This is a genomic window from Pirellulales bacterium (assembly GCA_035499655.1).
Classification (GTDB): Bacteria; Planctomycetota; Planctomycetia; order Pirellulales; family JADZDJ01; genus DATJYL01.
Genome location: DATJYL010000225.1, coordinates 1 through 21446, shown reverse-complemented (window position 1 = coordinate 21446; position 21446 = coordinate 1). Strand labels below are relative to the sequence as shown.

General features: G+C 56.1%; 11 protein-coding genes. 4 read left to right on the top strand and 7 right to left on the bottom strand.

Annotated features, from left to right (window positions below; all coding sequences use genetic code 11):
- Positions 1-235: 235 nt before the first annotated feature.
- Both VMJ32_17880 and VMJ32_17875 read left to right on the top strand, forming a co-directional pair.
- A complete protein-coding gene (locus VMJ32_17880; protein HTQ40893.1) occupies positions 236-3166 on the top strand; it encodes a twin-arginine translocation signal domain-containing protein in 2931 nt (976 codons plus the stop codon).
- A 193-nt stretch (positions 3167-3359) separates the two neighbouring features.
- On the top strand, positions 3360-4244 hold the full coding sequence (locus VMJ32_17875; GenBank protein ID HTQ40892.1) for a hypothetical protein: 885 nt from the start codon (positions 3360-3362) through the stop codon (positions 4242-4244).
- A 102-nt stretch (positions 4245-4346) separates the two neighbouring features.
- Here the strand turns inward: VMJ32_17875 and VMJ32_17870 are convergent, their stop codons facing one another.
- A complete protein-coding gene (locus VMJ32_17870; protein HTQ40891.1) occupies positions 4347-5132 on the bottom strand; it encodes an LssY C-terminal domain-containing protein in 786 nt (261 codons plus the stop codon).
- Between the two features lie 204 nt (positions 5133-5336).
- Between VMJ32_17870 and VMJ32_17865 the strand changes: the two genes are divergently transcribed.
- Positions 5337-7907 carry a polysaccharide lyase family protein gene (locus tag VMJ32_17865; protein ID HTQ40890.1) on the top strand — a complete coding sequence of 857 codons (2571 nt, stop codon included), beginning with the start codon at positions 5337-5339 and terminating at the stop codon, positions 7905-7907.
- Between the two features lie 5 nt (positions 7908-7912).
- Here the strand turns inward: VMJ32_17865 and VMJ32_17860 are convergent, their stop codons facing one another.
- From VMJ32_17860 to VMJ32_17850, 3 genes are all read right to left on the bottom strand, one after another.
- Positions 7913-9040: a bifunctional methionine sulfoxide reductase B/A protein gene (locus VMJ32_17860; GenBank protein ID HTQ40889.1), complete on the bottom strand. Its 1128-nt coding sequence runs from the start codon at positions 9038-9040 to the stop codon at positions 7913-7915.
- Positions 9041-9111: 71 nt separating this feature from the next.
- Complete coding sequence (locus VMJ32_17855) at positions 9112-9939, bottom strand: glycosyltransferase family 2 protein (protein HTQ40888.1); 828 nt, start codon at positions 9937-9939, stop codon at positions 9112-9114.
- 183 nt (positions 9940-10122) lie between these two features.
- On the bottom strand, positions 10123-16125 hold the full coding sequence (locus VMJ32_17850; GenBank protein HTQ40887.1) for a response regulator: 6003 nt from the start codon (positions 16123-16125) through the stop codon (positions 10123-10125).
- A 676-nt stretch (positions 16126-16801) separates the two neighbouring features.
- Between VMJ32_17850 and VMJ32_17845 the strand changes: the two genes are divergently transcribed.
- Complete coding sequence (locus tag VMJ32_17845) at positions 16802-17926, top strand: class I SAM-dependent methyltransferase (protein HTQ40886.1); 1125 nt, start codon at positions 16802-16804, stop codon at positions 17924-17926.
- A gap of 11 nt (positions 17927-17937) precedes the next feature.
- Here the strand turns inward: VMJ32_17845 and VMJ32_17840 are convergent, their stop codons facing one another.
- The 3 genes from VMJ32_17840 to VMJ32_17830 form a co-directional block, all read right to left on the bottom strand.
- Positions 17938-19212, bottom strand: coding sequence for an outer membrane protein transport protein (locus VMJ32_17840; protein HTQ40885.1), 1275 nt, complete (start codon positions 19210-19212; stop codon positions 17938-17940).
- A gap of 299 nt (positions 19213-19511) precedes the next feature.
- The gene (locus tag VMJ32_17835) at positions 19512-20624 is read right to left on the bottom strand and encodes a response regulator (GenBank protein HTQ40884.1); all 1113 of its coding nucleotides are present in this window, start codon (positions 20622-20624) and stop codon (positions 19512-19514) included.
- 73 nt (positions 20625-20697) lie between these two features.
- Positions 20698-21066, bottom strand: a complete 369-nt coding sequence (locus tag VMJ32_17830) for an Hpt domain-containing protein (protein ID HTQ40883.1) — start codon at positions 21064-21066, stop codon at positions 20698-20700.
- Positions 21067-21446 lie beyond the last annotated feature (380 nt).

Sequence of the window (21446 nt, the reverse complement as noted above, 5' to 3'; positions counted from 1 at the left end):
TCAAATCCGGACATAGCCGCTTATTTTGGCAGGAGTCAAAAACTAGACTGTGGCGTACCAGAGAACAAATGGCAATAATCTATTTCGCTCGCATTCGATCATACCACATTGTAAAAACGCCTTGCTGGAACGACCGAGACGCAGAGGAAAATGGGCCGACAAAAGCCTGCTTCCATTGGTTCGACAAAATGGAATCGAGAAAATCGCCCTGCTTTAAGGCAATTACGGAAGTGCCATGAACGAGCAAGCAATCAATCGGCGAGCGTTCTTAGAAACTGCGGGCGCGGCGGCGGGGGTAGCAGCCGGCGTGTTGCCGGGGCCAAATGCTTGGGGACAATCGTCTAACAAAAACAACGACGATGAATCGCGCGCGGGCAATGACGGAAAAACGGTGGCGCTGGTGTGCGACCCGGCCGATGCCATTGCCTCCGCACCCGCGCCCCAGTGGGCACTAGGGCAGCTCCAAAATATTTTAGTGGCCCGCGGAATTAGCGTGCGAAGCTATAAGCGCATCAGTGATGCGGGGGCAACGGAATTCTGCATTGTGGCGGCCAGCACCAAATCGGCGTGGCTGAAAGAGCTGCTGGAACAAGCAAAAATCTCACTGCCCAACAAACCGGAAACCCTGGCGCTGGCTTCCGCAGGAGTTGGAGACAAAACGGCGTTATTTGTCGTGGGGACGGATGCCCGGGGACTGGTGTATGCATTGCTAGAAGTGGCCGACCGCATTGCGCATTCCGATCCGCCATTGGCCACCATCGAATCGCAAAAGCCCGTCGTGGAGCAACCGGCCAATGTCATCCGCAGCATCGCCAGGCTGTTCGTCAGCAACGTGGAAGATTTGCCGTGGTTTCGTGACAAATCGTTTTGGGAACACTATTTCACCATGTTGGCCGGCGAACGGTTTAATCGTTTCAGCCTGACGCTGGGGTTGGGATATGACTTTACTCGCCAAATTCACGATTGCTATTTCCACTTCGCCTATCCGTTTTTTCTGGCTGTGCCTGGTTTTAACGTGCGAGCCGTGGGATTGCCCGATGCGGAACGGGACGAAAACTTGGCCTTGTTGCAGTTCGTCAGTGAGGCGGCAGCGCAGCGCGGATTGGATTTTCAACTAGGATTATGGACCCACGCTTATCAATGGACCGACAGTCCACAAGCCAACTACACGATTGCGGGGCTGAATGACGATAACCATGCGGCATACTGCCGCGAGGCGCTTTCGCAGTTGTTGGCAAGTTGCCCGGCGATTGGCGGCGTGACCATTCGAACTCATGGCGAAAGCGGCGTGCCTGAAGGAAGCTACGACTTTTGGGAAACCATTTTTAAAGGGGCGGCGGGCGCAGGCCGGAAAGTGGAAATCGATTTGCATGCCAAAGGAATCGACCAACGCATGATCGACGGCGCTTTGGCCACCGGCATGCCGGTCAATGTTTCGCCGAAGTTTTGGGCCGAGCACACGGGTTTGCCGTACCATCAGGCTTCGATTCGAACGTTGGAAATGCCTTCCACTTATGAACTCGACAACAGCAGCGCAAAACAAGGGGCCATCGAGAACAGCCAACAAAATGGCAACGGCAGCGGCAAAGCGGGCAACCAAAGCCTGTTTGCACTGAGCAACGGCGCGCGAAAATTCATGCGATACAGTTATGGCGATTTGTTTCGTGAGGATCGCGGTTATGGCATATTCTTTCGCATGTGGCCTGGCACGCAGCGGCTGTTGTTGTGGGGCGATCCGCAAATGGCCGCCGCTTGGGGACACTCCGCAAGCTTTTGCGGCAGCCAGGGCGCGGAACTGTGCGAGCCGCTGTCGTTCAAAGGGCGAAAAGGGTCGGGCTTGCCTGGAGGCCGCAACGCTTATCAAGACGCATCGCTCAAGCCCGCAGCCGATTGGGAAAAGTACGCATACACCTATCGTTTATGGGGGCGGTTGCTTTACCACCCCAATGCCGACCCGGATGTGTGGCGGCGCAAGTTGCAAAAAAGTTGGGGCGCTACTGCGCCCGATGCCGAACAAGCCTTGGCAAATGCCAGTCGGATATTGCCGCTGGTGACGAGCGCCCATCTGCCATCGGCCGCCAATGCCAATTACTGGCCCGAGTTGTACGCGAACATGTCGATTGTCGACGCTGCCACGCCAAGCCCCTATTCTGACACGCCTAGCCCCAAACGTTTTGGAACGGTCAGTCCGTTAGATCCGATATTATTTTCCACTATGGATGAATGTGCGGAGGAACTGCTTTCCGGACAGTCGACGGGCAAATATTCTCCGGCGGAAGTGGCCGCCCAGTTAGACGAATGGGCGGCAACCGCGGCGAAATTTTTGACCCAGTCGCAAAATAAATCGGACTTTTCGCCCAATCCCGATTTGCGGCGGGTATCGGCCGACGTGGCCATTCAAATTGCGCTGGGACGGTTCTTTGCTCATAAATTTCGCGCCGGGGTATTATTTTCCATTTACGAACGCAGCCGAACAGCATCGGGCAAAAGTCACGTAGTTCTGGAGAATGCGTTGAAGCAATACCAGGCAGCCCGCGATGCTTGGGCGGAAGCGGCAAAAATGGGAGACACCGTTTATGTGGCCGACATCACCTTTGGTCCCGAAAAACATTTACGGGGCTGCTGGTCAAATCGGTTGGCGGCCATCGATCAGGATGTGCAGCGGATGGCAAAATTGCTGGAGCCAGCCACCGCGCCCGTGAAAGAATCTACGGCGAATGAGACCGCAGCGACCGAACAAAAACAGGCTGATTCAGGCACCGCCGCACCATCGGTGGAACAAGCCGTCCAAATAGTGTTGTCGCCTCCCAAGCGTATAGCAGTAGCTTGCCAACACAAGCGGCCGACTTCCTTCCGCGCTGGGAATGAAGTATCGCTGGCATTAACGGTCCAAAAAAGCGCGGAAGAACAGGCCGAGGCTGTGCGTTTGCACTACCGGCGTGTAAATCAGGCTGAGAAATATGAAATTCTTGAGATGCATGACAACAGTGGAAGTTGGAGCACAGCCATTCCGGCCAGTTACACGCAATCGCCGTTCGCGTTGCAATATTTTTTTGAAGTGCGGCTGCCGTCGGGCGAGGCGACGGTAAGCAGTCGCTCGATGCTTTTCCCCGGCTTCGATGGCACGTGGTGCAACCAGCCGTATTTTGTGGTGCGGCAGGACTGATTGGCAGTATTTATTGTTGTGGATAATTTCTTGGGACGACCACACAAAGATGATTGACGGGGTTTCGATCACTATTACAATGGGGGGGACGCACAGAGCAGGAGGCATCAGCTTCACCGGCATCAAAGCCATTTAGTGAAAGCTAATGTATCCAACAATAATACGCGCAAAGTTTCGTCGAGGCCATAACGGGTTGGCACTCAACTCGGGACTCCTGCTGGCGGCGCTGCTACTGGCGCTGCCTTCGACGGCGCGGGGAGCGAATCTTTACGAATCGGACGCGGACACTGGCAACATCTACGAGTTTACACCCGCGGGGGTTCAATCCATCTTCGCCAGCGGTTTGAATAGGCCCGAAGGATTGGCCTTCGACTCAAGCGGCAATCTCTATGAGGCGGACTATGGTTCTGGCCGCATTTACAAGTTTACGCCCGGAGGTGTCAAATCCACTTTCGCCAGCGGATTGAATGAACCCGTAGGCTTAGCCTTCGATGCGAGCGGAAATCTCTTCGAAACGGACCATAGTACTACTGGCGGAGGCCGCATTTATAAGTTTACTCTCGCGGGGGTACAATCTACTTTCGCCAGCGGATTGAATAGCCCGGGAGGATTAGGCTTCGACTCGGGCGGAAATCTGTTTGAGACGAACTTTGGAAGTGAGGACATTGACGAGTTTACTCCTTCTGAGATCCAATCTACCTTCGCCAGCGGATTGAATGGCCCCGGAGCGTTAGCGTTCGACTCGAGCGGGAATCTGTTTGAGACAAACTTTGGCAGTGAGGACATTGACGAATTTACTCCTGCGGGGATCCAATCTACCTTCGCCAGCGGATTGAATGGCCCTGCAGGCATAGCCTTCGACTCGAGTGGCAATCTCTACGAGACAGACTATTATTCTGACCGCATTTACAAGTTTACGAGTGGAGGTGTCAAATCCGCTTTCGCTAGCGGATTGAATGGGCCGCTATTCCTTGCTTTCTCACCGGTTCCGGAACCCTCGACCCTGCTGCTGGCTGTATTGAACTCGGTGAGCTTACCACTTGTGCTACGGCGCTGCCGTCGGGCGAGGCGACGGTAAGCAGTCGCACAATGCTTTTCCCCGGTTTCGATGCCACGCTGTGCAACCAGCCGTATTTTGTGGTGCGGCAAGGTTGAGGTGCAAAAGCCGCCCTGGATCGGGCTACTTCGGCTGTGCCGTTGCGGAATTGGAAGGCATGCTGCCGGCCAGCGTGCCCACGGCCAGCCGGCCATCGGTATGATACGGATCGCCGCCGCCGTTGTGGCCGTCTAGCTTCGGCTGAAAGTTATCCACGTAATCGACCGAGGCGATTGCGCCCGCCTTTTGCAAATCGTCCAGCAATTTATCGCGCTCCGTATCGACATCGGGGCTAATATGATGGGTAATTTCCCCGGTGGTATGGCTGAATCCGACTTTGGTGTCAAGCGTTGCCGCGCCCAGCCACAAAGGACGGCCTTGATCGTCCAGTTTGTCCGACTTCCAAAACCGCACGTGATTGCGGCGGCGGGGATCATTGCCGATGGGCAGCTCGAATGCCAAATCTTCCTTGCGATTCCAGACGTACAAATTGCTAACGGGTGCGTCGTTGTATGGGCGATGCAGCACCGTGTCGCCCGCGATCCGCAGCGAGCTTTTCAGCGTGAGCGGATCAGCGGGGTTCCAATCCGCGGCGAGCATGGCTTTGGTCACTTGCTCTTCCGTCCCGACCAACGCGATGTTCAACGGATCGCCCGGAATTCCAATTTTGGTGTGCGTGATGGTGGGAGCTTGATCGAGCGCCGGATGCTTGCGCTCCACATGCTGCCACGCCGTCGGAACTGCGACATAAGCCACGATGACATACAACCCTGCCAGCAGCACGATCGCGCGCAAACCGCGCTCCAGCCGTCGGCGATTGGAGCGAAATTGAACGGGCTGCTGCGGGGGAGAATCAATGGGTTCAGACATCGAAAGCTCACAAATTCATCATGCTGAACGAGTAATTCCACAATTCTTCTGACTACGAGGAATTTCGCGGACCGTACATACCAAACGGTAACAAACGATTACTGGACCTCAAAGATCAACGGCATTATACTACGTGGGGGAAGCCGCGATTTTGCTATCTTTTGCGCACGGTGAGGAACCTAGGGGAGCAGTATGGCGATCTGCATGCAAGATTGTTTTCTGCGGCTGCGCAATTTCTTGACGCGCTGCGTGGGCCAATTTTTTTTGCGCCGGAGCTTGTACGGTGCGATCGCCTGGATTTGGATTGCGGTATTCGCGGTTTCACCGTGCCACGCCACCATTACCATTAGCGGCACAAGCGGTTCCACCTGGACCATTTCCAACGGCGATTTGACGGTGAACTTTAGCACCTCCGCCTCCAAACTCACCAGCGTGGCCATTGGCTCCAGCGGCAATATTTTGGACCCGAATAACTCGCAGCTGTACGACGAACTCGCCAAATCGGGGCTGGGATCCGGCACAATGGCAGCCAGCTACCAGCAGACGAGTAATTACATCGATTTTTACACCACCACCCAATCCAATAGCAGTAACCCATTCACTTACCAGGTTCACTATGTGATGTTCAACAACGATCCGGATATTGTGACGTACGAAGTGGTGAACCATTCCGCGACAGATATCGCCGGCACCTATGGCCAAGGGCAATTTTTGGCGCGCGTCAACACGTCGATGTTCAACCACACCTATCAGGTCAACACCGGGCCGAACAACATCGGCGTGCAAACTTCCACGCAGAATCCCTATTATGCTGCGGATGGATCGCCAAATTACAACACCGTAATGGGCCAAGCGGGCCGCAACGTGCAAGACGCCACCACCGATTTGACCGGCAGTGGACTAACCGGCGATTGGGGAACCAACATTTACACTAAGTACGACTATTCGTCGTACACGCAGTTCTTGCAGGCGACAACGGAATATGGCTCGCAATACGCGGTCTCGGCGCTGTTTACCTCCGAAGACACCATGACCGGTGGACCGACCAAGCAGGAGTTGATGTTCACCAACAACATCTCGATGGTCGAGTTCCTTTCCAATCACTACGGCACGGGCGATCCGAATTATGGCTACACGCCGGCGCAAGGGGTCAATACTTCACGACTGTACGGCCCGTACGCTTTCCGTTTCACTCCGGTGAATGGCGAAAGCGGGGCCCAATTGTATCAAGACGCGGTCAACAGCATGCCGGCGTTGGTGGCTGATTACAACACCGATACAGAACTTCTCACACCCAGCAGCAGCGGCGGCGGCGGTTACATTCCCACCACGCAGCGCGGCAAGCTCCAAGTTTCGGTTGCCAACACCGCGGGCTGGAGCAGCAACGTCAACAACAATACCATTGTGCTTTCCGATCCGAATAAGAGTTTTCAAGAATCGGGCAGCGGCGACCAATACTGGGCGCAGCTTTCGTCGAGCGGAACGGCTACCATTTCGAACATTGTGCCCGGCACCTACCGTTTATCGCTGTACCAATTGGGCCAGTGGGGCGAAACACGCTATGACGGCATCCAAGTCGCGGGCGATCAAATCGCCTTCCCCAGCAATCTGAAATTCACGCCGGAAAATTTCGGCACCGCGGCTCCGATTTGGACCATCGGCACGCCGAATCGCTCCGCCAACGAATTTCTGAACGGGCACGCCACGAGCGCCAATCCGGGAGTCGTTTCCGGCGGCGACCTGCGGCAATACCAAGGCGCTTACGATTTCTGGGCCGAAGAGCAAACGCTGGGCAATCCCGGCAAAGTGGTGTATTTCGCCACGGCTGTGGGCTCGACGCCCGCCACCAACGACCCCAATAAATGGATTGCCAATCAATGGGAAACTTTCGACCCCGGGCTGTACGATGCCAGCAACGGCACTACCGATAATTACGCCAACACGGCGCCAGCTTATGTGCGCGATTCCGCTCATGGCGGCACAGGCGTGGGACCGGCAAATTATCACGGTTCGCCCTGGGAAGTGCATTTCACCACAACCACGGCCCAGCAGGCTCAAGGGCAGTACGTGGTGCTCTCGGTCGGGCTGGCATCCGTCGAAGCGAGCCTAACCGTGGCTCTCAACGGTCACTCCGAAACATGGCACTACACCGGAATCAACGGCAATACGCTGGCGGTCTCCGCCGACGCCATGACACGCAGCGGCGATGCGGGCGTGTATCAATTCCTGGCTTTTCAGTTTCCAACGGCCGATTTGAATGCCGCCGGGGCCGATAACGAGTTCACGTTCAGTGTCAGCACTACTGATGGCGACATGTATGACGCCTTGCGCATGGAAATTACCAACACCGCGGCCGATCCCAGCGTCACCGGTTGGCACGATTACGAATACATTACCGGTGCCAACGCGCAAACCGATGCTAACAACACGGTCGGATTAAGCACGACCGAGGTAACCATTGTGCCGGGCGATTTCAATCGTGACGGGTCTGTCGATGCGGCAGACATTCCCGCAATGCTTAGTGCGCTTGCAAATTTGGCCAGCTATGAAAACACCAACCACCTCACCGACGCCGAAATGCTGGCTTTGGGCGATTTGAATGGTTCTGGGTCGATCACGAACGCCGACCTCCAGACTCTGATTAATTTGCTGAAAAGTGGGGGCGGATCGATCGACTCTGTTCCCGAGCCACCTGCCGAAGTGTTATTGGCAATTGGCGCCGGGGCATTGCTGTTGATCTACACGGCTCGGCAACGCCGCCGAATTTCCGCATAGCGTGGTTATGTGGCGCCAGCTGCGGAATTCTTTTTTAGCAGGCCTGGATGCTTTTCGCGAATTTTGCAAACTTTCGGAATCGCCGCCGCTTGGATGTACGGTTGCAGCGGGTTATTGCGGGCGTAATTTTGGTGATACTGCTCCGCCGTGTAGAAGGCTGCCAGCGGTTCCAGCGTGGTGACAATCGGTTTGGAAAATGCATGCGATTGCGTCAGTTGCGCGATTTTCGCTTGGGCAACCTGCTTCTGTTGTTCGTCGGCATAAAAAATGGCCGAGCGATATTGGGCGCCATAATCGTTCCCCTGACGATTCAATTGCGTGGGGTCGTGCGAATCGAAAAACACGTCGAGCAGACGATCGTAGCTGATGCGGTTAGGATCGTACGTAATGCGAATGGCCTCAGCATGACCGGTGTCACCATCACACACACGCTCATAGTTTGCCGTTTCTTCAGCGCCGCCGGCGTAGCCGCTTTCCACATCGCTGACGCCTTCGAGTTGCTCGAACACTGCCTCGGTGCACCAGAAGCAGCCGCCGGCGAAGACGGCAGTTTGCATCGCGCCGAAACTGTGGCTTTGTGTTTCCGAACCAGCCTGCTGTGGCTGTGCCTTCGTCTCCTGCATTGGGGCCCGAGATTTTTGCAAGCCGGCGGTGCCGGCCGCCGGATCTGCCAGCGTGGCCAGCTTTTCGCTGGGTGTGAAATTGAGCGAGGCGGAATTCAAACAAAATCGCAAGCCCGTGGGGCGCGGACCATCGTCGAAGACGTGCCCCAAGTGACCGTCGCACCGGGCACAGTTGATTTCCGTGCGGCTCATGCCGTAGCTGTGATCGTGCTTCTGGGCGACGTTGCCTTCGGCGATGGGTTGAAAAAAACTGGGCCAGCCCGTGCCGGAATGGAATTTGGCGTCGGACGAAAACAACGGGAGCCCACAGCCGGCGCAGGTGTAGACGCCCTTCATTTTGTTATCGAGCAGGGCGCCGCAAAATGGGCGTTCGGTGCCGGAGCTGCGCAACACTTCGAACTGCTCCGGCGTCAACCGCTGACGCCATTGAGCGTCGTTCAAAATCAGCTTGGGCGAATCGACCGGACCCACCAGATCGCCCTGACGATTGAACACATGCACACGGACCATGATTTGTTCTCCCGGTATACTATGGGCACAGCTGAATTGTTACGTGAAGGGCTGGTAAATTCAACCAACCATCAATCAGCAAATCCATAGCGCAGGATGCACCATAGTGCTTGCACCCCGTCGCGCCAGCCAATTTTCTTGCCTTGTTCGTAAGTTCGGCCGGAGTAACTGACCGAAAGCTCAAACACCCGCAACTGATGCCGCGCGATTTTGGCCGTGATCTCGGGTTCGATTCCGAAGCGATTTTGGCGCAACGAAGGCAAAACTTCAGCCAAAGCTCGCCGCGAAAAAACCTTGTAGCAGGTTTCCATGTCGGTGAGGTTGAGATTTGTAAAACAGTTTGAAAGCATCGTGAGCAACTTGTTGCCCACGTAGTGCCAAAAATACAACACCCGATGGGGTTGATCTCCCAGGAAACGACTTCCATAGACGACGTCGGCCTGGTTTTCCACAATCGGTTGCAACAAGCGCGCGTAATCGGACGGATCGTACTCGAGATCGGCATCCTGAACGAGAACCACATTTCCGGAGGCGCTTGCAAAACCCGTCCGCAAGGCAGCGCCCTTTCCTTGGTTCTGCTGGTGCAGCAGAACGACGAGCCGGTTTTCTGGATCGTCAGAATTCTCCTGTTGCAGTTGCTGAAGAATGGCGGGAGAGCCATCGCTGCTGCCATCGTCAACCAAGATGAGTTCCTTGCGCATCGGCGCCGCTTTCACACGCTCGACGAGAGTGCAAATGGTCGCCGCCTCGTTGTAAACTGGAATGACCACTGAGAGCAAAAAATCTGCCGGCAGTTCATAAAAACCCAACCGACGACAACCCGCCTCGCCCAGTAGACCACGAAGCTGCTGGTACCACTGCGACGAATACGGCTTGCAATCGAAAGGGGGTGAATCCATGCGGGTAGTGAACAACTCGTCCTCCATGTTAGAGCGGTTTTGAGCAGTGAAAGAAAATGAATTTCATCACGCTGTTAGTACAGCCCGAACTCGAAGCCCGAGGCCCGCCACATGATGTTTGGACCGCGGCCACGAATCTTTTTGGATGCGTGGCCTATATCTTCCGTATTTGTAGCTCGAGGGTCAAGTTCCAACACGGACAACTTGGGGGCAGAGGTTCCTAATGGTGCGGTACAGTTCGTCCGGCTGGAAGGGTTTGGAAATATAGCCATCCATGCCGGCGGCGTAACAGCGATCGCGAAACCCCTCGACCGCATGTGCGGTCATGGCGATGATTGGGGTCCTGCGTCCCAACCTCGCTTCTTGTTGGCGGATGGCGGTGGTGGCGGCCAGGCCATCCAGGTCGTGCATTTCGACGTCCATCAGAATTAAATCGAAACGCTGTTGACGCCAAAGTTCCAGCGCATCACGTCCTGAGTTGGCAGTTTTCACTTGATGTCCTTCCAACTCCAACAGGCCGGTCGCTACTTCCTGATTAACCGGGCTATCGTCGGCCACCAAAATATGCAGTGCCGGCATAGTGGCGGGTTGAACTTCCGAGTTGGGTTGAACCGTTAATTCATTTCCCGCAGTCATCGCCGCTTTCACCGCGATTTCTAATTCCTGCATTTTGACGGGCTTTGTCACGCAATGTTCGATTCCCAATTCCTGGCAGCGTTGAGTCAGATCGAAGCGGCCCGCCGGCGCCGCAATGCCGACGATTGGTACCGCAGCGTGAAGTTGGTGTTGTAGCATTTCCACGTGGTCGAGTTCCGCCGGCTCCGCCGCCGAAATGTCGACAATCAATATATCGGCCAGCGATTTGCCCTCGGCATCGCCTTGGCACTTCGAAACTACGTCGTCCGACGGGTCTACGACGTCAATCTCTAGATCCCAGTTTTTCAACATCGCAGCGTAGGCTTCCCGTGCATGGATGTTTCGGCTGATTAGCACAGCGCGGCGTGGAATTGGGGTCTTGCAAATGGGTAACACGGACTCAAGTGGCTGTGTCTCCACTGGCTCTGCCGCCGGGGATGCAATTGCCGCCAAATGTAATGGGACGACAAATTGAAATCCGCTGCCTTCCCCCAGGCGGCTTTCTACCCAAATGCGTCCTCCCATCAGCGAGACCAACTGCGATGAAATCGAGAGTCCCAAACCTGTGCCGCCGAACCGGCGCGTCATGGAGCTGTCGCTTTGCCGGAAAGCCTCGAAAATACTTTGCTGATTTTCCGGCGAAATACCAATGCCGGTATCCTGCACGGAAAAATGCAGAACACATTGGTCGTTGGCTTTCTCGCGGCAATCCACCCGCACGTAAATTTCGCCGGAGTCAGTGAATTTGATGGCGTTGCCCACCAAATTCAACACGATTTGCCGCAACCGGCTGGGGTCGCCGAGTAAATGCTTTGGGACCTCCGGCGCAACATGACAAATCAGCTCCAATCCTTTGCGCGAAGCGGGCACGGCAAATAATCGCGCGGCATCCTCGACCACGTCGCGCACCGACATAGGAATCGATTCCAGCTCCAGGCGGCCGGCTTCGATCTTCGAGAAATCGAGAATGTCGTTCAAAATGGCCAGCAGTGCGTTGGCCGAATCTTTCACCACGCTCAATTGCGAACGCTGCTGACGCGAAAGCTGCGTGTTAAGGGTCAGCTCGGTCATGCCGATCACGCCGTTCATGGGCGTGCGGATTTCGTGGCTCATGATCGCCAGGAAGCGGCTCTTGGCCTGGCTGGCGGCTTCCGCGGCCTGCTTGGCAACTGTCAATTCCTGCTGGGCCGTCAATAGCTGCTGAGTCAGCCGTTCCAGTTCCTGATTCGATTGGGCCAACTCCCGCGACCGGGCCTCCACGGCGGCGGTTCGTTCCTGCACGCGCTGCTCCAAGTTTTCGTTGAGGGTTTGCAACTGCGTAAAGCCCGCCGCATTTTCCAGGGCCGCCCCGGCGATCGTGGCGATGTAATCGGCCAACCGTTCTTCATCGGTTCCGAACAAGCCTCGCACATGTTCGTGGGTCGCGTACAAGCAGGCGACGGCTTGGCCGCGCACATACAAGGGCGTGCACAACGCGGAGCGATCAGTCCCAGAATCGGCGGTGTTGTTGCCTTTGATTCCGGTTTCTTCCACGAACGCCACCGCCCGGCGAATTCGCAAGGCGTCGATTAACTTCGATTCGTTCCAACTGCCGGGAATGCTGCCGGTAGCCGGCACCAAGGCGCGTTTTCCGTCCTGATCTACGATTTGCAACACGAGGCAATGTTCGGCGCGCAACAGCCGCAACGCGGCAATGCGCGCCTCGCCTAAAATCACCGGGGGCGATAGGGCCGAAGCAATCCGCCGTCCCCAATCGAGCACGGCATCGAAGCGATCCGCCAGCGACAAACTGGCCGGCTGAGGCGTTGGATTCGCTACATCTCGTTGCACATCGTAGATGCGTAATTCGCCCAAAATGGCTTGCGCTTCCGATTTGTGGGGTAAGGCGGCGGGATGTCCTATTTCGGCTTCTAACTCTGAGCGGGCCAACAGTGTTTGAGCAAACTCATATTGGGCTTGCTGCCGTTTGGCTACCTTCTGACTTTTTCCGAAATAGCGGAGGGCTTTGCGTGGACGGTCGCACATCGCCATGATCAGGCCCAATTCGCGGTAAGCGTGCGGCAAATCGTTTTTGCACAACCAGCGCTGACGAATTGCCCGCCGCGCAGCGGTTTCCGCGTGCTGCAACAGTTCGTGCCGACGTTGCGAAGTGAGGTGTTCCAATTTCAGCGCTTGGAGCCGCAAGACCGTGGCCAGCCAGGGCCAGTAGGGCAAAGTGTAGGCGTTGCGCACTCCCGCCGCCTCGACCACTTCCATCGCCTGCTCGATCCGTTGCTGCGCGTTGTTTAATTGACCGGCGCCCAGGAGATGCAAACCGTGAGCAAATAGCACTTGCGCCTTGCCCTGCGCATCGTGCCGCTGGCGTTCTAGTTCCGGTTCCAATATTTGTCGAGGCACAGTGCCACCGGTAGCGCGAACCCAAATATCCAGAATGATTCCGGAGGCTTGCTCGTCCCCAAGCTCGATTCCCGACTCGTAATTGGACCGCGCTTCTTCCAAAGCGCCTTGCAAATCACCCAGTCGATATAATGAGGCGGCAATTTGGTAACGCGCAATGTGCACCTGCCAATAATCGCCGGTGCGTTCCAACAGTCGAATGGCGTCGCGGCATTTTTCAATGCACTGCTGATACCGCGAGCCGGCGTACAGAACGACGCCGTAATAATGCAGCGACTGTCCCTGACCGGACCAATCGCCAAACGTCCGACGAATATCCAGTGATTTTTGCGCATAGGCCCGCGCCCGGCTCAGGTAGCCGACCAGGGTCAAGCCCGGAGCATGTTCAGCATATGCCTGAGCAAGTTCCAGCGTGGGCAAAAAGCGTTCCGCAAAATTCAGGTTCCGCAAATGGGCCCACATTACGTGCAGCAAGCTGCGGCAATACCAGCAACCGTGAGCCAAATTGCTGAGCAATCGAAGCATGAGCTGCTCTTCCTCATCCGGCAAGCGCTTAAAACGATGCACGAACAGTCGCGGAAAGCACGTATGCAAAATTTGGACCACGGCTTCCTTAAGCGTCAGCAACAGCAACACGGGCCAACGGCTGGGGACATATCTTCCCAACGAACTAAGCGCACGTTGGTAATTTTGAATGGCCCGTTCCATGTCGCCGCGTTTGAAGGCCAATTCGCCCAGTTTTCCAAGCACCTGGGCTTCGTCCCAAGAGTCGTTGGCGGCAATCGCGGCGGCTTGAAGTTTTTCGCCCGCTTGGTCGTAACGACCGCGAAGCATGAGCACCTCGCCGAGCTTTTCCAAGGCTTGATAGCGGACCGCGGCAATCGCTCCGGACGAGCCACGTTCGGCAATACGGTATTGCTGCTCGGCGATTTCCAAGGCGTATTGCGCGCGCGATTGTTCGGCCGCCTGCAAGGCATAAGGCAAAGCCGAGCGAGAATCGCCGGCGGCATCGAAGTGATAGGCGATTTCCGCGCTGCGGGTGGGTGCGTGCTGTTGCAGGTATTTTGCCGCCCGACCGTGGAGGCTTTGCAATTGCGATTCTTCCTGCGAATCGAGCAAAGCGGATCGAATTTTATCATGCACGAATACGCAGTGCGAACCGTCCGGTCGCAGCCATATCAAACGCCGTTGACGTGCGACATCTAGGGCCGCAATCGCCTGGGCGGGAGTCTGCTCCGTTAACTCGGTAGCGACGTTTAACTCAAATTCCTTGCCCAACACCGCTCCGTAGGAAAGAAAGCGCAACGTGTCCGGCGGCAATAGATTTAACCGCCGAGCCAAAAAAGCAGCCGCCTGGCGTGAAGATTGCACTTCGTCCACTTGCTGTGCGTCGACTCGCCAACCCGTTGTTTCGTGTTGAAGCGTGCCCGACTCCACCAATCCGCGCAATACAGCCGAGGCCATGAAAGGACTGCCCTCAGCCAATCGGGTGACGGCGTCGATCACAGCGGCGGGGAGTGGACCGGCCATGGATTCCACAAGTTGTTTGATTTCGCCCGTTTCAAACGGCGACAGGCGCAAATGCAGAGCGGGGTTGGTACGCCGCAAAGGATGATGCTCATCGGTTTCCTCCGACCGAAATGCAGCTAACAGCAACACCGGACGATGGCCCTCTTCCGTTTCGGCCTGGGCCTGCCAGCGGCGAATTAAACGGTATGTAAGCTCGTCCGCCCATTGGCAATCGTCGAGCACCAACAGAACGGGCCGCTCCGGCGTACCCAAGGCATTGAGGAAACTGGTTAAAGCGTGGAGTGTACGGACTTCGCCCGCTTCCTCAGGAGCGGAGGCAAAGGCCGCCGTCGAGCCAAATGCATCTGCCAAGCCCGGAAGCGCGGCAGCGACGACCGGCGCTTCATCGCCTAATCGTTCTCGAACTACGGGGGCAAGCTCCGGATTGGATTCCACGGCCGAGAGAAAACCTTCGACGACGCCTTGCAGCAACGAAAACGGCAAGCGCGCGACATCGTTTGTCCCCTGGCCCCACAACACCCAAAAGCCGCGTGATGTCGCCCGGTGCGTGGTTTCAGTCAACAAACGTGTTTTTCCACCGCCTGATTCTCCTTCCAACAAAATCAAACCGGCCTGACCACCCTCGGTGCGCTGCATTTGTTCGTCCAAAGCCGCCAGTTCCGTGGCCCGCGCCACAAACGCGGGCTCTGCCAGCGTATGACGGACGTCACAGGCTCCGATGACCAGGGCCGGTTCCGCTTCTCCGCGCTCCATCGCCATGGCGATGGCCTGCAAATCGCTCACCACCGCCAGGGCCGATTGGTAACGATCGCGCGGATCTTTTCGAAGCAATCTCTGCACGACTTCGTCCAAGGCGCGCGGCACGGCAATTCCCAAGCTGCGCAACTCGGGGACGCTGGCGGTCATGTGCTCGTATAAAATCGCGCCGAGTGTATTGCCGGTGAACGGCGGCCGTCCGGCGAGGCAGTGGAACAACGTTACTCCGGCGGAATACAAATCGGACGCTTCGGTGACATCTTGATCCAACGAACCGGCTTGCTCCGGAGAAAGATACCAGGCCGCTTCGAGCGATGGATCGTGTGCCGCCCCTTCGTCCGAACGCAACGCCGGAGCGGGATCGAAATCGACCAGCGTGGCTTTTGTCAACGAAGGAGCTGCGGGAACCATGACGTTGCTGGGCCGCACTCCACGATGCAACAGCCGATGTTGATGCATATCGCGAAGGGCGGAGAACAAGGCCTGGCCCACCGCCAGTGCTTCCGCTACCGTCAATCGGCGTATGCCCAGACACTTTCGCAACGAAATGCCTGGCACGCGCTGGTAAACCAGCAGCAGTTCGTTTTGCTCGCGGCCAACATAGACCACCGACCCCATCCAGGGACTTTGCAGGCGTTGGAGATGCGCGGCCTCATGTTCCAACCGCATCAAAGAACCTGGATGAACCGCATCGACCGGAATGATTTTGACAATCACCTCGCTGCCGTCGTCGATGCTGCGGCCGGCATGCGTGCGAATGCGATGAGCTTCGCTTAAACATTCGCGCAGCTGAAACCGGGAACCTACGATCCGCGGTTCGGCATTTCGCTGCGGTTGGTCGATTGTGTTTTCTCTCGCGCTAGTCACACGATATTCCCAGAGCTACGTCTCGACAGGGCAGGAAGGAGCAATGGTGAAATCGAGTGCGCAGCAGACTTCATTGCACCTGATGCCGTGCGTGCAGAAAGGCCGTAAACCTGATAACACCTGTACAAACGTAGCTTGGTGCAGAACGGCTGGTCGTGCGTTCCGGGCTTGTTTTGCACAGCAAACATCTGCATTTCCGGTCCTAGCCCAGGAACGGTGAAGCGGCGGCGTGACGGTCAGAACACGGATGAAAAATTTACACGTCAGGGCGAAAAACCCACGCGAATTTTCTTTACAATGCGGCCCCTTGTCGACTTGACCCGCGCGTTCTCGTGCAGCGCGGTTCGCCCATCGATCGCAAAACAGCATTCAGGCCGCCACTTTTTTTGCGGGTCTCCGCAATTGAGCGCCGAAAACGATCAGCCCGGTCATGCAAAGTTTACGCGAACGCTACAGACTGAACATTTGTGGAAAATAATTTTCCGTTTCGGAAAAACACCAGCGGCGTTTGCTTGCATCATGTGCCTCGATTTTGGATAACCGATTGCAGGGCTCGCAGGGCTTGTACTTTTCTAACCGGCTCCAGCGAACCAAGGACCTGTACCACGTTTCGGGGCTATGCCCATTCGACGGCATGCCCCGTTTGTACCCATTTTTCTGCCCAATTGGTGATGCCATGGATTCAAAAATCGGCGCCTTTTTTTCTGATCATGTTTCACAGTTTACCCAAGAGTTGGAGGCCTTTGATCGTCAAATCGATTCCGAGGCTTTACCGCACTCTGATCAAATCGTCGAAGATTTGACGAACTGCATCAACCGTTCGTTGGCGGTCTGCGCAGAGTTTGAAAAGCAATTCTCAACGGAAGATCCGCTATTACTGAAGGACGTGCAGCGGCGTTATCGAGAAGCCATTTGGCCCTGGTTCGGCAAAAGCTGGTGCATGCAACGGGCCTTAACCAAGCCGCGCGGCTATCCCGGCGACGCCGTGCTTCTGACGGCGATTTATGACGGGGTGGCGAAGTCTCGCGGCCTAGGTGGGTATTTGGATCGCTACTTTTTGAACACCACGTTGGGTCGGGCGGTGCCGGCCCGAATGTGGGAAGCACGCCGTTTTCTGATGGAAGAATTGGAGCGCCGGCGCGGCCGGGTTGACGTGATGAACGTGGCTTGCGGATCGTGCCGCGAATATCTGGGCGGGTTCGAACCTTCCGTCGAGCGTGAAACCACGTTCACGTGCATCGACAACGATCCGGAAACGCTGGAGTTCGCCAAATCGAAAACGCAAGTGGCACTGACCAAAAGCGGCATTACGAGTAAATTTGTGCGATACAATGCCTTGCGGATGGTGGCCTCCGCGTCAAATATCCGGCGTTTCGGCCGCAGCGATGTAATTTACAGCGTGGGATTGTGCGATTACATTCCCGATGAATACCTGATTCCACTTTTGACCGGTTGGCGCGAAACGCTCAATCCCGGCGGCGTAGTGTATGTCGCGTTCAAAGACACGAAGCTTTATGATAAAACCGAATACCAATGGCTGGCCGATTGGTATTTCTTCCAGCGCACAACGGAAGAATGCCGGCAATTGTTTGTCTTGGCCGGTTACGACATGAGCGGCGTGACCGTGACTCGCGACCCCATCGGCGTAATCATCAACTTTATTTGCCGCGACAAAGCTCCCGTTGCTGTGCGCATCGACCCTGCCCAAGAGCAACCGACGGCACAGCATGTTGATCCGGTGGCCAATTCGGAAAACGCCATCGTGGCGCCGAGCCAAGGCCATAGCGCGCCGCAGAGTTGACAACCGGCGATTTAATACCGCCGAATGAAATCCAGCACGATGGCGTCGATTTGGCCGTTGCTCGTGCTGCCGTTGAAACCGTTGTTGACTTCAAAAGCGCTATTGCTTCCATGCAATTGCGGCGAAAACTCGTGGGCGTAGCCCACGTCGACGTCCCAGCAGTTCCACTTCCAGCCCAAGCCAATCGTCACGGCATCCTCAAACGTGGCCTGAATAAATGGCGTTAGGGTGTCATCGGGAATTGGGTTGGGATGATAAACGTATCCCAAACGAAACGTCATGCCGTTGGCGAGTTGCTGTTCATAGCCCACTCGCACCGACACGCTATCGCGCCAGTCGAGCGGGAACCCCTCCGTAATGCTCGGGGCCAGCGCTTTGAACTCCGGATTCAACGGATCGTGCAAATTCAACGTGAACTGGTCGAACGAGTTTTGCCAATCATACCAAATCACGTCGGCGGCAATGACGCGGCATGGACTCAATTGATGCCGAATGCCAATGCCGACCGACTGTGGCCACTCCATGTGGAGATTAGAATCGTAATGCGAGGCTGCTCCGCCCAATGCCGGCACGACAACGCTGGCATCGCCGCGCAATGTAAATGGAGAAGGGCTTTGATAACACACGCCCAACGTCGTGTCGTCCGACCATTGGTATTGCACGCCGGCCGACCAAAGCAGGTCGACGCCTGCTCCGTGGGTATCGAGCACAATCGGCGTATTCAGGCTTTGCGCAAAGTAAGGGCCTTTCAATTCGGCGTAACTGTAACCCATGCCTAATGTGGCCCCGACCGACAAGCGATCGGTCACGCGGCAAGCCAAAGCTGGCAAGATCTTGACTAATGCGCCGAACGATTCGTATTCATAGTCGCCCGGTGGCAAAGTAACCGGGCCTTCCATGTTGTACTTTTCGCTGAACCCCGCCGGCGTGAACAATCCGATTCCGTAGGCCCACACGCCGTCGTCGGACTTTCGAATCATGCTGACTTGGGGCACCGGAGTGAACGTGGTGCTGGCTGCTCCGCCCGGGTTTTGAGAATTGGTGAATTGATTGCTGACAATCAGCGCGTCGCCGCCGATGTCGACCATTTCCTGGCCATCGATGTTCACCATCGCCGCCGGATCGTCAAATATGATGCCGCCGTTGTCGGCAAATCCCAAATTCGTGCCGCCGCGCGACAACGACCGAGGCGAAACGCCGTCCAGCATCACACCGTCAGCCCAGGCTGTTGCAGCCGTGATCAACCCAGTGCAGAGCGCGATCGCAAACGCCCATTTTCGAAACATCGCGGGCAATCCTTTGCCGAAGGAACAAGGTGTACAAGCCAAGGTTTATGCTGTCCGGATGAATGCCACTGCGTGGCGCTGCATACCGGCTATATCCTTTCCAATCGGCACGCTTTATCCCCCCGACGTTAATCTGGCCGGAAGAATGGGGCCGGTTCATGGAGGCAGCACTACGGTAGTGCTGTTTAGGCAAGCTGTACGGTCAATCCGTCGATACTGGCCGACATCGGCAATAGGGCAAAACCCAGGACTGCCAAGACGTGCGAATTCGGCTCGGTCACCTTCTTCGGACTTTCTTATTACACGCCGACGGGCAGATTGCTGTCGTGCGCAGGGGCGGCGTTATTGTTGTCCGTAAGCCCTAAATCGACCTGCGATACAAGAGCCGAGTTGTCGCGAAGGGTCATTGGAGCACTGTCCCGAAAGCGATTTGCCACCGCGATGAAATCTTTTTCGCAATTCAAAAAAGCTTGCACCACGTCAGGATCAAACTGCCGCCCCGATTCCTGTGCGATGGTGTCGCGGGCCGTATCGTGGCTGAACGCCTCTTTGTACACCCGTTTGCTGCGCAGTGCGTCGTACACGTCGGCCAGGGCGACAATGCGGCCGCACAACGGAATTTGCTCGCCACGCAGTTGATTTGGATAACCGTGACCGTTGTAGTGTTCGTGGTGTGTCAGAGCAATATCTTGCGCCATGACCAGGAACTGCGCCGTGGAACGGCCTTCCGCCACTGCTCTCAACGTCTCTCCACCCAACACACTGTGCTGCTTCATCAATTCGAATTCCTCGGGCGATAGGCGGCCTGGCTTAAGCAACACCGAATCGGGCACGCCCACCTTGCCAATATCGTGCAGAGGACTGGTTAAATAAATCAGTTGCACGTAATCACCGTCGATCACATGGGCGTACTTGGGCCAATGCGAAAGCTCTTCGGCAAGAATCCGGCTGTACTCGCGCATGCGCTCCAGGTGTGCTCCGGTATCTTTGTCGCGGAATTCGGCCAGTTTGGCCATGGCGAAGATCACTAAATCGCGGCTTTCCAGCGCCAAAATGCGCTCGCCGGTGCGTAGCCGCATTCGCAATTCTTGGGGATGGAAGGGTTTGGTTAAAAAATCGTCGGCGCCGGCATTCAGACCGCACACGACGTTTTCCACTCCGCTGCGCGAAGTCAGCAAAATGACGTAAATGTACCCGCTCCATTGGCGCTTGCGAATCTCGCGGCACAACTCCAGGCCGCTCATCTTGGGCATTTGCCAGTCGGAAATCACCAGATGAAATTGCCCGGTACGAATCAGGTCGAACGCTTCTTGCCCGTCCGATGCGCCGACCACGTCGTAGCCAAACTGGCGCAAATCTTCCACGATGATTTCGGAAGTCACCGGATCGTCGTCGACCACTAAAACTCGCATGTCAAAACCGGGGAAATTTGAACCTTAAATCGTAAAGGGGTAAGTAGTGAGGATCTGAGTGGAGATTATGCGTCTACGCGCGCTGCTTCATCCCTTCAATGGTTTTCAATAATTGTGTTCGATCGCATCGCATGCGCTCCAAATCGCGCGGCAGTTCCGCCAGTTGCATGTCCAACGCGCGTTGCTCAGCACGGAAGGCATTTTCATACAGATTTCGGGCCGCTACGCTGCCGGCCGTGCCTTTGATGCGATGCGCCACTTGGGCCGCCTGGGTTGCGTCTCGGGTCTGAATGGCACGCTCCAACTCTGCCAAATCGGTATCGAGTTGCTTGGTGAATTTGGCCAGTACGCGTTCCACCAACGCCAAGTTTCCAAGGCAGCGTTCTTTGAGCGCCTCCAGATCCAGGGCGAATGGATCGATTTCCTCCGAACAGTGTTCCATAGATCAACTCTTTCTGACGGTAGCCGGACGGCAATGTTCCACTTTGAACTGTAGGTTCCCTCGATTCCCAGTCAAAAGCTCCGGCGCTAATTTGCGACCCCCGCTGGATACGGTATGATTGGTACAAAACTCCCATATTGCATGGGCGTTGCGGCCATTTCCTGCGATACAACCGCCTGTGTGATTCACTGATGCGATACTTATATATATGGTGCGGCCGAGCCGGCCTGTTCCTGGCGCTCGCTTGGACAAATGGAAGGTCATTGGCGGCTGATGATGCAGTTCCGCCTCAAACGCAGGCGCCAGCCGTTCGAACGGTTCATATTCAGGTGGACGCCAATCGGCCAAAGGGAACGTGGGACCCCATTTGGCGTTTCTTC